Genomic DNA, 13025 nt, shown 5'->3' with positions numbered 1-13025 from the left:
CGGGCGTTTACTGCTGACGATGCCACGCTTGGGTCGATGAGTGTCGGATCCTGCTCAAATCGACGTCCGGTTGCGCAGCTGTGGCCATCCCGGCAATTGGCGCGGGTAGGCTCGAAGCCATCCAACGGTCGCTCGAGATCCGGTGGAGTCGGTCGACGCCGACGCTTGGCGACCCGCCTGAAGACCGACTTCGATGAGGAGGACGCATGACAGTCAACGAAGTGCTGGCCAGGGTGCCGGTAGGACAGTTCATCGCCGGGGAATTCGTCGCCACCGGGAGCACCTTCAAGGTTTTCAACCCGGCCACCGGCGAACTGCTGACCGAGGTCAGCGATGCCTCCCCGGAGCACGCTCAGGCGGCATTCGATGCGACCTGCGAGGCGGCCGACGGCTGGGCCGCCACCGACCCACGGAAACGGGCCGAGATCCTGCGCAGGGCGTTCGAACTGATCGTGGAACGTGGCGACGATTTTGCGACCCTGATGACCCTCGAAATGGGCAAACCGCTCGCGGAGGCGCGTGGCGAGGTGGCCTACGGAGCCGAGTTCTTCCGCTGGTTCTCGGAGGAGGCCTGCCGGATCGAGGGTCGCTGGAGCACCGCCCCGCTCGGCGGCAACCGGCTGCTCACCATGAAACAACCCGTCGGACCGGTATATGCGATCACGCCGTGGAACTTTCCGCTCGCGATGGGGACCCGAAAGATCGGGCCCGCACTGGCTGCCGGCTGCACCGTCGTGGCAAAACCAGCCTCGCTGACCCCGCTGACCATGCTGTACCTGATGCAGACGTTGAAGGACGCCGGGGTGCCTGACGGTGTCGTCAACTGCGTGGTGTCGTCACGTTCGAGCGTGGTGTCCAAACCGATCCTGGAGGATCCGAGGCTGAGGAAGCTCACCTTCACCGGCTCGACCGAGGTGGGAAGGACACTGCTGAAGCAGGCGGCCGACGGCGTGCTGCGAACCTCCATGGAACTGGGTGGCAACGCACCGTTCGTCGTGCTCTCGGACGCCGACGTCGATGGGGCGGTCGCCGGGGCGATTCCTGCCAAGTTCCGCAACAACGGTGAGGCGTGCACGGCGGCCAACCGCTTCTACGTGCACCGTGACCTCGTCGACGAGTTCGCTTCGAAGCTGGTGGCCGCCGTCGGGCAGCTGGTGGTCGGCGATGGCATGGATCCGGCCACGACGCTCGGCCCGCTGATCGACGACGACGCCGTCGCCAAGGTCACCGAACTGGTCGACGACGCGATCGCCAAGGGCGCAAAGGTGCTGACAGGTGGCGCGGCGATGGACGGGCCTGGGCACTTCTTCCAGCCGACGGTGCTTGCAGACGTGCCGCGCGACGCGAGGCTGCTGCGTGAGGAGATCTTCGGTCCGGTCGCCCCGATCGTGACGGTCGACGACGACGACGAGGCGATTGCGCTTGCCAACGACACCGAGTTCGGCCTGATGGCCTACGTCTACTCGCGCGACATTGGCCGGGTGCTTGGCGCGGCCGAGCGGTTGGAGAGCGGAATCGTCGCCGTCAACACCGGAGTCGTGTCGAACCCTGCTGCACCATTCGGAGGCGTGAAACAGTCCGGGCTGGGCAGGGAAGGTTCACACGAGGGGCTCGATGAGTACCTGGAGACCAAGTACCTGGGACTTGCACTCTGAATCCGCCCCGGGCGCCCGAGGCGTCCAGCGTCGACGGCCTCGTCGCGAAGTGGGACCGTGGCGGAGCAGCCTGCCCGGCCGTCGTCGATGTGGAGCCACCACTTCGAGGACGACCGTTACCAGGATTGTGTCGTTGTCACCAGGGTTGTGTCGTTGTCACCAGGGTTGTGTCGTTGTCACCAGGGTTGCGTCGTCGTCACCAAGGTTATGTCGCCGTCACCAAGGTTATGTCGCCGACACCAGCGTTGTGTCGTCGTCACCAGGGTTCTTGCTGGATACCTGCGGTACACCGCTGGTGCCGCGCGTTTTCCCTGGTGTCGAGGGGTTTTCCCTGGTGACGCGCGGTTTCCCTGGCGACGCGTGACGCGTGACGACGACGTCGTAACCGACGATTCTGCTCGCCGTCACCAGCGTTGTGTCGTCGTCACCAGGGTTCTTGCTGGATACCTGCGGTATACCGCTGGTATCGCGCATTTTCCCTGGTGTCGCGCGTTTTCCCTGGTGTCGCGCGGTTTCCCTGGTGACGCGTGACGCGTGACGCGTGACGACGACGTCGTCACCGACGATTCTGCTCGCCGCCACCAGCGTTGTTCGGCGGTTACCAGTGTTGTCGCTGGATACCTGCGGTATACCGCTGGTGTCGCGCGTTCCCTGGTGTCGAGGGGCTTTCCCTGGTGACGTGCGGTTTCCCAGGTGTCGAGCCCCGACCGCTCAGATTGATCGCGCCTGGCCCGGTTCCAATCCGATGTCGGTGTGGAGGCGCACCAACTTGAGGTGCGTGCCCTCGTCGTCGACCCCGACCTCCTGATGTGCACCGTCGGTTCCCCAGCCGCTGGCCACCAGGAACTCACGGAGCGCATCGTCGGTGGCGGGCACCCACATGGTTGCCACGAGATAGCCGTCCGTGCGCAGCGTGTCGACGGCGGCGTTGAGCAGCCGCGACCCGTGGCCCTTGCCACGCTGCGCGGGGTCGACGATGAACTCCCCGATGCTACCGGTGGTGGCTTCGGCATCCGGGTCTCCAGAGGGGCCGGTGACGGCGAATCCCACGATTCCCGCCTCGCCGATCGCGACCAGCACCCGGAAATGGGCGAGGGGAGGCCGCACGATGGCGTCATGCCACGCCCTGGTCGCCTCGTCGGCGGCGGTTGCCTGTACCGCGGAGGCGAGCGCGTCGGACTGCGACCACACCCGTCGCTGGATGCGGGCCAAGTCGACCGCTTCGGCTGGAAGGGCGAGACGGACGGAGTCTGAGACGGACATGGCGCCCATGGTATCCATTAGCCTTGCCCCATGACCGACGCCAAGATGCCCCCGAAACTCGCCCCCGGAACGCTTCGGATCGTTCCGCTGGGAGGATTGGGCGATGTGGGGCGGAACATGACCGCCTTCGAGATCGATGGGCAGATCGCACTCGTCGACTGTGGCGTCCTGTTTCCCGAGGACAACCATCCAGGTGTCGACCTGATCCTTCCCGCGCTCGACTACCTCGACGGACGCCTGGGCGACATCGTCGCCCTGGTGTTGACGCACGGCCACGAGGACCATATCGGCGCGGTTCCCTACCTGCTGAAGCGCCGCTCCGACATCCCCGTATACGGCTCCAAGCTCACGCTGGCCTTCCTGGCTGCGAAGCTCCGTGAGCACCGCATCCGTGACTTCGCACTCGATGCCGTCGAGGAAGGCGAGATCCTGGAGATCGGCAACTTCGAGTTCGAGTTCCTCGCGGTGAACCACTCGATCCCTGACGCGCTCGCCGTCGCGATCCGCACCAAGGGCGGCACAGTGCTCCACACCGGCGACTTCAAGATGGACCAGTTGCCGTTGGATGGGCGCATCACGGACCTGCGTGGCTTCGCGCGACTCGGAGAGGAGGGCGTCGACCTGTTCATGGCCGACTCCACCAACGCCGAGACGCCGGGTTTCACGACGCACGAGATCGAGATCGAGCCCGCCATCGCGCGCGTCTTCGACGCCACGAAGGGCAAGCTCATCGTCGCCTGCTTCGCCTCACACGTGCATCGCGTGCAGCAGGTGATGAACATGGCGGTAAAGCACGGACGCAAGGTCGTCTACGTCGGTCGCTCAATGGTGCGCAACATGGCCACCGCCCGCGACCTCGGCTTCCTCAAGGTGCCGGCTGGGACCCTTATCGAGTTGAAGGACATCGACAAGTACAAGAAGGACGAGGTCGTCATCATCTCGACCGGCTCACAGGGCGAGCCGATGGCCGCTCTCAGCCGGATCGCGAACAAGGAACATCCGGTGGTCGAGGTCGGCCCGGGCGACACCGTCCTGCTGGCCTCCTCTCTGATCCCGGGCAATGAGAACTCGGTCTACCGCGTAGTCAACGGCCTTTCCAAGCTCGGTGCCAACGTCGTTCACAAGGGCAACGCGCTCGTCCACGTCTCCGGGCACGCCTCAGCAGGGGAACTGCTCTACTGCTACAACATCCTTCGCCCCAAGAACGCGATGCCGATCCACGGAGAAGTGCGCCACCTCATCGCCAATGGCAAGCTGGCTGAGAAGACGGGGATGGCTTCCGAGAGCGTGATCGTCGCCGGTGACGGAGACGTCATCGATCTCAAGGGTGGCGTGGCGCGCAAGGTCGGTGCCGTCGATGCCGGCTACATCTTCGTCGACGGCTCGTTCGTCGGGGACATCTCGGATTCGATCATGGACCGTCGCATCCTCGGCGAGGAGGGCTTCGTATCCGTCATCACCGTGGTCGACCTCCACAACCGGAAGATCGTCTCGGGTCCGGAGATCCAGGCCCGAGGCCTGGCCGAGGAGGACAGCGTTTTCGACGATGCCAAGAAGCGGGTCGCCGATGCGCTCCAGGACGCGATGCGCGACGGCGCCAATGACGCCCACCGCCTTCAGCAGATCACCAGGCGTGCGTTCGGACAGTGGGTTTCGAAGTCGCTGCGCCGCAGGCCGATGATCGTCCCAGTGGTGGTCACCACCTGAGGGCGTCCCGGTTTGACCGGGTGACCACACGCAAGTAAAGTAGCCCATCGGTGCTTTGCCCCGGTTCTTTGTGTATCCGACGGGCAGCCGTGAGCTTTGGAATGAATTAACGAAGGTAGGTCAGTCGTGTACGCGATCGTGCGCAACGGGAGTCGTCAGCACAAGGTGGCTGTTGGCGACATCCTGGACATCGATCTGGTGTCCGAAGAGGTCGGCGGTACCGTCTCCCTGCAGCCGCTGCTGCTGGTCGACGGCGACAAGATCACCTCTGATGCCAAGGGACTCGGTGACGTCTCCGTCACCGCCGAGGTCCTCGGCTTGAAGAAGGGTCCGAAGATCCGGATCCTGAAGTACAAGAACAAGACCGGTTACAAGAAGCGCCAGGGGCACCGTCAGCGGTACACCCAGGTCAAGATCACCGGCATCGACGCCTGAGGAGAGTAGAGACATGGCACATAAGAAGGGCGCGTCCTCGACGCGTAACGGTCGTGATTCGAACGCTCAGCGCCTCGGCGTGAAGCGTTACGGTGGCCAGGTCGTCGGCGCGGGCGAGATCATCGTGCGCCAGCGCGGCACCCACTTCCACCCCGGCGACGGCGTCGGCCGCGGCAAGGACGACACGCTGTTCGCCCTCGTCGAGGGCGCGGTGGAGTTCGGTGTGAAGCGCGGTCGCCGCGTCGTCAACATCGTGTCCGCCTGAGCATCCGCACAGACTCGGTTTGAGGCCCGCCCCATTGGGGCGGGCCTCAACTGTCTTTCCTGCAATGGAAACCGGCGCCCGCGGCGTTCTTCAGGGTATGGAGGCACAATGAGTTCGGCCGATCGGTTCGACCGGTTTGTCGAGGACCGGGGCGGTGCGCTCTGGTCCGCGGCATGGCTGCTGACCTCGGATCCGCACAGCGCGGAGGATCTCGTGCAGACGGCGTTGATGAAGTGCTACGGCAGATATCCCCGGTTCGACTCGGACCGCGCCTTCGAGGCATATGTGCGCACCGCCATCTACCAGACCTACGTTGTCCTGGTTGCGTAGACGCAGCTGGCGCGCGAGATCGGGCAACGGTTCGCTGCCGGAACCGACCGGGAGTGGGGCGGATGAACTCCGCCAACTTCATCGTGCTGACCGACTCGGACGGCGCCCCGATGCGCCTCTACTGGGACGGCGCACTGCCGGGAAGGTTGGTCGCCGAGCCCGGCGGGGCCAGTTGGCCGCTGCCTGAGGACATCAGGGTCCGGCTGGAGGAGTACGGCCTGAGCTTCAAACCCGAGTAGTTCGGGTGCGGCCGGTAGACTGACGCTCGCTATGGCTATTCCTTCCTTCGTAGACCGCGTCAAGCTCAGCGTCCAGGCCGGCAACGGCGGGCACGGCTGTGCCTCCATCCGCCGCGAGAAGTTCAAGCCGCTCGGCGGCCCGGACGGCGGCAACGGGGGAGAGGGCGGCTCGATAACGCTCCGGGTCGACGACTCCCTTTCGACGCTGGTCGACTACCACCGCCAATCGGTGCGCAAGGCCACCAACGGTCAGCCCGGCAAGGGTGACTTCCAGCACGGCTCCCGCGGGGAGTCGATCACGCTTTCGGTGCCGCCGGGAACAGTCGTCACTGACGCCGAAACCGGCGAGGCTCTCGCCGACCTGACCGGCCCCGGCGACGAACTGGTGGTCGCCCAGGGTGGACGGGGCGGCCTCGGGAACGCGGCCCTTGCGACCGCTGCCCGAAAGGCGCCCGGTTTCGCGCTGCTCGGTGAGGAGGGTGAGACCAGGCTGATCCAACTGGAGTTGAAGGTCGTCGCCGACGTTGGCCTCGTCGGCTTCCCTTCCGTCGGCAAGTCGTCGCTGGTGGCCGCCATCTCGCGGGCCCGGCCGAAGATCGCCGACTACCCGTTCACCACCCTGGTGCCCAACCTTGGCGTAGTGGTCGCGGGAGAGGTGACCTACACCGTCGCCGACGTGCCAGGCCTGATCGAAGGGGCCTCCGAGGGCAGGGGCCTCGGGTTCGACTTCCTGCGCCACATCGAGCGTTGCCAGGCCATCGTCCACGTCATCGACCTCGGCACCTACGAACCCGGACGTGACCCGGCAGCCGACCTTGAGGTGATCGAGGCCGAGTTGGCCGCCCACGGGGGGCTGGAGGATCGCACCCGGCTGATCGCGCTCAACAAGGTCGACCTGCCCGACGCCCATGAGTTGGCTGAGATCGCCAAACCCGAGCTGGAGAGGTTCGGGTTCCCGATCTTCGTGATCTCCACCAAGACAGGCGAAGGGCTCGGTGGGTTGAAGTTCGCGATGGCCGAGATCGTGGCTGCACGCCGGGCGGCTCTGCCTGCCGCGGCTCCGTCCAAGGTGTTGAGGCCGTCGCCGGTCGCGTCGAAGAAGGGCACGGCGGAGGAGTTCACCATCGCGAAGAAGGGGGACGGCGAAGGCGGATTCGTGTGGCGCGTGCGCGGCGTGAAGCCTGAGCGTTGGATCAGGCAGACCGACTTCAGCAACGCCGAAGCGGTCGGCTACCTCGCCGACCGGCTGAACCGCCTAGGCGTCGAGACCAAACTCCTGGATATCGGGGCCAGGCCAGGTGACGCCGTCGCCATCGGCGGCGAGGACGCAGTGGTCTTCGACTTCGCGCCTCAGGTCGACATCGGAGCCGAGATCCTCAGCCGCCGCGGCGAGGACGTCCGGCTTGAGGCCGACCGGCCCGCTGTTGCCAGGCGCAAGCGGATGGACGCCGAGTACCACGCGGCGAAGGCCGCGGTCGACAACGCGACCAGCGGTATGGAAGAGCCGAAGAGCTGAGATGCGGCCCGAGGTTGAGGGGGCCAAGCGCGTCGTCGTCAAGGTCGGTTCCTCGTCGCTGACCGACTCCAAGGGACAGCTGGACCTGGCCCGCGTTGCGCAGTTCGCCCGCGAGCTGGCGGCATTGCACGATCGGGGGGTGCGCGTCGTGCTGGTCACCTCCGGCGCGATCGCCGCGGCGCTCGGGCCGCTGGGGTTGAGGCGACGACCGCGCGACCTGGAGACCCAGCAGGCGGCCGCGGCCGTCGGGCAGGGATTGTTGGTGCGAGCATATTCCGACGCATTCGCCGAGCACGGCGTCCATGTGGCGCAATTGTTGTTGACGGTCGAGGATGTGCTTAGGCCCAAGACCTACCGCAACGCCCTGAACACGATCTCGAGGCTGTTTCGCCTCGGGGTCGTCCCGATCGTCAACGAGAACGACACCGTCGCAACGCATGAGATCAGGTTCGGCGACAACGACAGGCTCGCGGCGCTGATCGCGCACCTCGTCAGGGCCGACGCCCTGCTGCTGATGAGCGATGTCGACGGCCTCTACACGGCCCATCCTGAGACGCCCGGCGCCAGCCGGATCGACAGGGTGGACGACATCTCCGCGCTCGAGGTGGACACCTCGAGGGTGGGTTCGAAGGTCGGCACCGGCGGCATGCGGACCAAGTTGCTGGCCGCGGACATCGCCACTCAGGCAGGGGTGAGCGTGGTGCTCGGTAACGCCGACGACCTTGGCAAGGCCCTAGCCGGAGAAGACGTCGGTACCTTCTTTCCGGCACGGCGCAAACGTCGCCCCCGCCGGCTCCTGTGGTTGGCGTTCGCGGCCGAGCCGCGCGGCTTCCTGGAGGTCGACGAAGGCGCTGAGCGGGCCTTGCTCTCCAGACACGCGTCGCTCCTTGCGGCGGGGGTTCGCGAGGTGCGGGGAACCTTCGCAGAGGGGGAGCCGGTCGAGATCCTCGGAGCGGGAGGTCGCACGATCGGACGTGGATTCGTCGGGTACTCGAGCGCGGACCTGACGCTCGAACTCGGTCGCTCCAATGCTGAGGCCGGGCACCGGAGCCTGCGGCCCGCCGTCCATCGCGACCACATGATGCTGACCGAGTAGGTCGGTCGATGGTCGTCGTCCTGACCCATGATTCGCCTTACCTGCGGCCGCCGCGATATCCGGGCGTCGCGAAACGAACGCCGGATAGTGCTTATCGCCTTTCGTTGCACCTGATGCGCGGCGCTGGGATGGCGTTGTTACCACACCCGGACGCAGCGGGGAAGGGTCGGACCGGGCGGGTAGAATCCCGGCATGGATTTTGCCGAGCAGGCCGTAGCCGCACGCGTCGCGTCGATCGAACTCGCGACCCTGAACCGTGACGCAAAGGACGCCGCGCTGCACGCCATGGCCGACGCCCTCGCCGCCGCCGAGCCGGCCCTACTGGCGGAGAACGCCGTCGATGTCCGGGGTGCTCGAGATGCCGGCACCGATGAGTCCATCGTCGACCGGCTGGTACTGACGCCCCAACGCGTCGCCGGTATGGTGCAGGGCCTGCGCGACCTTGCGGCCCTCCCCGACCCGATCGGTGACGCCGTCCGAGGCTGGCGCCTCGGCAACGGCGCCCGTGTCACGCAGATCCGCGTCCCGTTCGGGGTTGTCGGGATCATCTACGAGGCCCGTCCCAACGTGACCGCCGATGCGGCCGGGATCTGCCTCAAATCCGGCAACGCGGCACTGCTGCGCGGCTCATCGTCGGCGCTCCACACCAACCGGGTGACGGTCGAGGCACTCCGCGCGGGATTGAGTTCCGTGGGCATCACCCCCGACGCGGTGCAACTCGTCGAGGGCGGCCGCGAGATCACCGGCGAGATGATGCGCGCCAGGGGCCTGGTCGACGTTCTGATCCCTCGGGGCGGTGCCGGGCTGATCAGCGCGGTGGTCGAGGGATCAACCGTCCCGGTCATCGAGACCGGCACAGGAAATTGCCACATCTACGTCGACGCGGCAGCCGACATCGACCAGGCAATCGGCATCCTCCTCAACGCCAAGGTGCAGCGGCCGTCGGTGTGCAACGCCGCCGAGACCCTGCTCGTCCATCGAGACATCGCCGACGCCTTCCTACCGCGTGCGCTGGATGCCCTCAGCCAGGCTGGGGTCACGGTGCATGGCGACGGGGCGACCCGCGTCTTCTCCGACGCCGTCGTCCCGGCCACCGACACCGAGTTCGACGCCGAATACCTCTCGCTCGACCTCGCAGCCCGTGTGGTCGACTCCCTCGACGAGGCCCTCACCCATATCCGCAGCCACACCACCGGCCATTCCGAGACGATCGTCACCCGCAACCGGGAGACCGCCGACCGGTTCGTCGCGGGGGTCGACGCCGCCGCCGTACTGGTCAACGCGTCCAGCAGATTTGTCGACGGCGGTGAGTTCGGCTTCGGCGCGGAGATCGGCATCTCCACCCAGAAGCTCCACGCCCGCGGCCCGATGGGCCTGCCTGAGATGACCAGCACCAAGTACGTCATCGAAGGAGACGGACAGGTCCGCGTCTGAGCAAAGCACGCGCAACCTCGCCCTGATTGCTAGGATCGCCTGCCATGAGCCTTCTTCTGGAGACCGCGCCCCTCGTACCCAGCTGGGTGATGGGCGCGATCGTGCTGTTCATCCTGCTGTCCGTGCTGGTGTGGATCGTCGGCATGGGGTCGGGGCGCCCACACTCGAAGTGACCAAAACCGAACTCGCGCTCGCCCGTGCGGCGCGGCCGGGTCGCTACCGGCTCGGCGTGATGGGTGGCACCTTCGACCCCATCCATCACGGGCACCTTGTCGCAGCTTCCGAGGTGGCCGCCAAGTTCGCCCTCGACGAGGTCGTCTTCGTGCCGACCGGAGTCCCGTGGCAGAAGCGTGACCGGGGGGTCTCCGCAGCCGAGGACCGCTATCTGATGACGGTGATCGCAACCGCCTCCAACCCACGGTTTACGGTCTCAAGGGTAGACATCGACCGCCCAGGCGACACGTTTACGGTCGACACTCTCAGGGACCTGAGGGCGGCCCGCGGGCCGGACACCGACCTGTTCTTCATCACCGGTGCCGACGCCGTCCGGCAGATCCTGACTTGGCGGGGGGCGGAGGACCTGTTCGGCCTCGCCCATTTCGTCGGCGTCACCCGGCCGGGCGTGCCGATGACCGCTGACGATCTGGCTCATCTCCCACCTGGCAGCGTGACTCTTCTGGAGGTGCCCGCCCTTGCGATCTCCTCCACGGCCTGCCGGGACAGGGTCATGGCCAGGCAGCCGATCTGGTATCTGGTGCCAGACGGTATCGTGCAGTACATCGCCAAGCGCGGCCTCTACCCTCCCTACGATTCGAAGGCACCAAATGACCGTTCCTGACTCAGTCCTCCAGCATGTCCGGATCGCGGCTCAGGCCGCAGCGGACAAGTTGGCGGACGACATCGTCGCGTTCGACGTGTCCCAGCATCTCGCGATCACCGACGTCTTCCTGATCGCGTCGGCGGGCAACGAGCGACAGGTCGGTGCGATCGTCGACGGGATCGAGGAAGCCCTCCTCAAGATCAAGGTGAAGCCGCTGCGCCGCGAGGGCGACCGTGAGAACCGCTGGGTGCTGCTTGACTACGTCGACTTCGTCGTCCACGTGCAGCACAGCGAAGAGCGCACGCTCTACAGCCTCGAGAGGCTGTGGAAGGACTGCCCGGCGATCCACCTCGACATCGACCTGCCCGCGCCGGTCGACGCTCAGTAGTGCCGGGGCCGCACCCCGTCGGGGATCTGGTGGTGCTGAGGCACGGCCAGACCGATTGGAACCGGGAACACAGGTTCCAGGGGCAGAGCGACATCCCGTTGAACGCGCGGGGGGTCGCCCAGTCGAGGGCCGCCGCGCAGGCACTGTCCGGGCAACACTTCGCGGCCGTCTACGCTTCCCCGCTCAGCCGTGCGGTCGACACCGCCGAACTGGTCCGTCCGGGTACGGAGATTGCTACCGACCCGAGGCTCATGGAGATCGACGTCGGCACCTGGGCCGGGCGTACGTGGGAGCAGATCAGGCAGGAGATGCCCAGCTACGAGGAGAAGTACGCCAACGGGGTCGACTTCCGGCGTTCCCCCACCGGGGAAACCCTCGCAGATCTCCTGGAGCGCGCACTTCCCGCGTTCCACGAGATCGCCGCGCGACATGAGGGTGAGCGGGTGCTGATCGTGTCGCACGGGCTGCTGCTGAACCGCGTGCTGCACGCTCTATTGCGGTTAGAGGGGCGCGTGCTCGGAGGGCTGGGCAATGCGCACTACTCCGATCTGCAGTACGGCCATGGGGCTTGGCGCCTGCTCGCGCACAACGTCGGCCACTGATCGTGACTGCTCGACTTCGGCTGACAACCTGTCACGTCTCCCGCGCGTCGTTAGGGTGAATGCTGCCCAGTCCGTCTGGGTCCCACATTCGCCCGGCCAGAATTGGAGAAGAAGATGAAGCGCACCCGAACGGTAAGGGCCTTAAGCCTGGCCTGCGCACTCTTGATGTCGCTCATGCTCGCGGCCTGCGCTGGTTCGGGCGCCAGCACGGCAGGCGACATGCCCGCCGTCGCGCCAGCGGTAGGTGGCGGTGCCCTCCCCGAGCAGGGCACCACTGACGGTGACGGCGACGCGGCCATGGTCATCCGCACCAAGACGCTGCGGCTCGAGGTCGGGAGCACCAGCGAAGCGGTCGACGAGATCCGCAACCTCACCCGCTCTCATGAGGGCACGGTCTCCAACATGCAGATCGCCTCCGGTGATGAGTGGGTCTACCACTACGAGGAGGCCGGCGGGGACGGGACGGCGCTGCGGGGCTGGGTGACGGTCCGGGTGCCGAGCGACAGCTACGAGGAGTTCGTCGCGGAGGTCGCCAAGCTCGGCACCATCCGGTTCCAGAGTGAATCGAGCGACGATGTGACGCAGGAACACGTCGACATGACCGCGCGCCTGGAGAACCTCAGAGCCCAGGAGGCGCGCCTGCGGGAGTTCTTCGAGGCCGCCAAGGACGTAGAGGACATGCTGTCGATCGAACAAGAACTGAACCGGGTGCGCGGCGAGATCGAGTCGCTCGACGCGCAGGTGAAGTACCTGGAGCGGCAGGCGGCCATGTCGACGGTGTCGGTCGAGTTGGTCGAACCGCGCGACATCGTGACCCCGTCTGGCGAGTCCTGGGGGTTCGTCGACGCGATCACCACCGGGATCCGTGGAGCGGCGCAGGTGCTGACGGTGACGCTGACGGTGATCATCGCGACCGCGCCGATCTGGGCGCTGGGTTTGGTGGCGTTCTTCGTCGTCCGCGCTGTGATCCGGCGGAGGAGGGGGGTCGCCGCGGCGGGGACCTCGGAAGCGGAGAGCGAGGGGAGCGAACCGCCAGGTGGAGGTCCGGTCGGTTGAGCCGCCGCGGTCGGTTGAGCCGCCGCGGTTGGTTGAGCCGCGCCGAAGGAGCGCAGCGACGCCTGCGCGTGGGCGTTACCACGTCGCACACGGTGCAGGGTCCTGACCACGGCATCTTTGGGTGGGTCTGCGGGGATGGTCGCGATGGTTTCGTCACGGTCCCCGGCGCTTCGCGCGGTGGGACCGGCTCAACCGACGCGGCCCGGCTCAACCGACGCG

15 protein-coding genes are annotated in these 13025 nt (G+C 66.5%); 14 read left to right on the top strand and 1 reads right to left on the bottom strand.

Features of this window, described 5'->3' with window-relative positions; all coding sequences use genetic code 11:
• Positions 1 to 206 precede the first annotated feature (206 nt).
• Entirely contained in the window at positions 207 to 1655 is a 1449-nt protein-coding gene (locus tag BUC15_RS17275) for an NAD-dependent succinate-semialdehyde dehydrogenase (protein ID WP_073190854.1), read from the top strand.
• Between the two features lie 711 nt (positions 1656 to 2366).
• On the opposite strand, the gene BUC15_RS17270 is transcribed toward BUC15_RS17275, so the two are convergent.
• A complete protein-coding gene (locus tag BUC15_RS17270) occupies positions 2367 to 2918 on the bottom strand; it encodes a GNAT family N-acetyltransferase (protein WP_139280342.1) in 552 nt (183 codons plus the stop codon).
• Positions 2919 to 2948: 30 nt separating this feature from the next.
• Here BUC15_RS17270 and BUC15_RS17265 point away from each other — a divergent pair, with 30 nt between their 5' ends.
• From BUC15_RS17265 to BUC15_RS17215, 13 genes are all read left to right on the top strand, one after another.
• Entirely contained in the window at positions 2949 to 4625 is a 1677-nt protein-coding gene (locus tag BUC15_RS17265) for a ribonuclease J (protein WP_073190848.1), read from the top strand.
• Positions 4626 to 4751: 126 nt separating this feature from the next.
• The gene (rplU, locus tag BUC15_RS17260; protein WP_073190845.1) at positions 4752 to 5060 is read left to right on the top strand and encodes a 50S ribosomal protein L21; all 309 of its coding nucleotides are present in this window, start codon (positions 4752 to 4754) and stop codon (positions 5058 to 5060) included.
• 13 nt (positions 5061 to 5073) lie between these two features.
• The gene (gene rpmA / locus BUC15_RS17255) at positions 5074 to 5325 is read left to right on the top strand and encodes a 50S ribosomal protein L27 (RefSeq protein ID WP_073190842.1); all 252 of its coding nucleotides are present in this window, start codon (positions 5074 to 5076) and stop codon (positions 5323 to 5325) included.
• A 108-nt stretch (positions 5326 to 5433) separates the two neighbouring features.
• Positions 5434 to 5655 carry a sigma factor gene (locus BUC15_RS17250; RefSeq protein ID WP_073190839.1) on the top strand — a complete coding sequence of 74 codons (222 nt, stop codon included), beginning with the start codon at positions 5434 to 5436 and terminating at the stop codon, positions 5653 to 5655.
• A 62-nt stretch (positions 5656 to 5717) separates the two neighbouring features.
• On the top strand, positions 5718 to 5894 hold the full coding sequence (locus tag BUC15_RS20100) for a hypothetical protein (protein ID WP_175558393.1): 177 nt from the start codon (positions 5718 to 5720) through the stop codon (positions 5892 to 5894).
• 31 nt (positions 5895 to 5925) lie between these two features.
• Positions 5926 to 7410: a GTPase ObgE gene (obgE, locus tag BUC15_RS17245; protein WP_073190835.1), complete on the top strand. Its 1485-nt coding sequence runs from the start codon at positions 5926 to 5928 to the stop codon at positions 7408 to 7410.
• 1 nt (position 7411) lies between these two features.
• Positions 7412 to 8506 (top strand): glutamate 5-kinase, encoded by a 1095-nt coding sequence (gene proB / locus BUC15_RS17240; protein ID WP_073190831.1) that lies wholly within the window; start codon positions 7412 to 7414, stop codon positions 8504 to 8506.
• A gap of 192 nt (positions 8507 to 8698) precedes the next feature.
• A complete protein-coding gene (locus BUC15_RS17235; protein ID WP_073190828.1) occupies positions 8699 to 9940 on the top strand; it encodes a glutamate-5-semialdehyde dehydrogenase in 1242 nt (413 codons plus the stop codon).
• A 44-nt stretch (positions 9941 to 9984) separates the two neighbouring features.
• Positions 9985 to 10113: a hypothetical protein gene (locus tag BUC15_RS21025; RefSeq protein ID WP_281249306.1), complete on the top strand. Its 129-nt coding sequence runs from the start codon at positions 9985 to 9987 to the stop codon at positions 10111 to 10113.
• Positions 10110 to 10778: a nicotinate-nucleotide adenylyltransferase gene (gene nadD, locus BUC15_RS17230; protein WP_073190825.1), complete on the top strand. Its 669-nt coding sequence runs from the start codon at positions 10110 to 10112 to the stop codon at positions 10776 to 10778. Before BUC15_RS21025 ends, nadD begins: the two co-directional genes overlap by 4 nt.
• Entirely contained in the window at positions 10765 to 11148 is a 384-nt protein-coding gene (rsfS, locus tag BUC15_RS17225) for a ribosome silencing factor (RefSeq protein WP_073190822.1), read from the top strand. The genes nadD and rsfS overlap by 14 nt, the downstream gene beginning before the upstream one ends.
• The gene (locus BUC15_RS17220) at positions 11148 to 11750 is read left to right on the top strand and encodes a histidine phosphatase family protein (RefSeq protein ID WP_073190819.1); all 603 of its coding nucleotides are present in this window, start codon (positions 11148 to 11150) and stop codon (positions 11748 to 11750) included. The genes rsfS and BUC15_RS17220 overlap by 1 nt, the downstream gene beginning before the upstream one ends.
• 114 nt (positions 11751 to 11864) lie before the next feature.
• The gene (locus BUC15_RS17215) at positions 11865 to 12806 is read left to right on the top strand and encodes a DUF4349 domain-containing protein (protein ID WP_084189711.1); all 942 of its coding nucleotides are present in this window, start codon (positions 11865 to 11867) and stop codon (positions 12804 to 12806) included.
• Positions 12807 to 13025 lie beyond the last annotated feature (219 nt).

Origin of the sequence: Tessaracoccus bendigoensis DSM 12906, from assembly GCF_900141915.1 — a bacterium.
Classification (GTDB): Bacteria; Actinomycetota; Actinomycetes; order Propionibacteriales; family Propionibacteriaceae; genus Arachnia; species Arachnia bendigoensis.
This window is presented reverse-complemented; position numbering and strand designations above follow the sequence as displayed.

Excerpts from the sequence above, each read along its gene's own strand:
- BUC15_RS21025 (WP_281249306.1), top strand. The coding sequence starts at position 9,985 with ATGAGCCTTCTTCTGGAGACCGCGCCCCTCGTACCCAGCTGGGTGATG.
- BUC15_RS17265 (WP_073190848.1), top strand. The coding sequence starts at position 2,949 with ATGACCGACGCCAAGATGCCCCCGAAACTCGCCCCCGGAACGCTTCGG.
- BUC15_RS20100 (WP_175558393.1), top strand. The coding sequence starts at position 5,718 with ATGAACTCCGCCAACTTCATCGTGCTGACCGACTCGGACGGCGCCCCG.
- proB (WP_073190831.1), top strand. The coding sequence starts at position 7,412 with ATGCGGCCCGAGGTTGAGGGGGCCAAGCGCGTCGTCGTCAAGGTCGGT.
- BUC15_RS17235 (WP_073190828.1), top strand. The coding sequence starts at position 8,699 with ATGGATTTTGCCGAGCAGGCCGTAGCCGCACGCGTCGCGTCGATCGAA.
- rpmA (WP_073190842.1), top strand. The coding sequence starts at position 5,074 with ATGGCACATAAGAAGGGCGCGTCCTCGACGCGTAACGGTCGTGATTCG.
- BUC15_RS17215 (WP_084189711.1), top strand. The coding sequence starts at position 11,865 with ATGAAGCGCACCCGAACGGTAAGGGCCTTAAGCCTGGCCTGCGCACTC.
- obgE (WP_073190835.1), top strand. The coding sequence starts at position 5,926 with ATGGCTATTCCTTCCTTCGTAGACCGCGTCAAGCTCAGCGTCCAGGCC.
- BUC15_RS17250 (WP_073190839.1), top strand. The coding sequence starts at position 5,434 with ATGAGTTCGGCCGATCGGTTCGACCGGTTTGTCGAGGACCGGGGCGGT.
- rsfS (WP_073190822.1), top strand. The coding sequence starts at position 10,765 with ATGACCGTTCCTGACTCAGTCCTCCAGCATGTCCGGATCGCGGCTCAG.
- BUC15_RS17270 (WP_139280342.1), bottom strand. The coding sequence starts at position 2,918 with ATGTCCGTCTCAGACTCCGTCCGTCTCGCCCTTCCAGCCGAAGCGGTC.
- BUC15_RS17275 (WP_073190854.1), top strand. The coding sequence starts at position 207 with ATGACAGTCAACGAAGTGCTGGCCAGGGTGCCGGTAGGACAGTTCATC.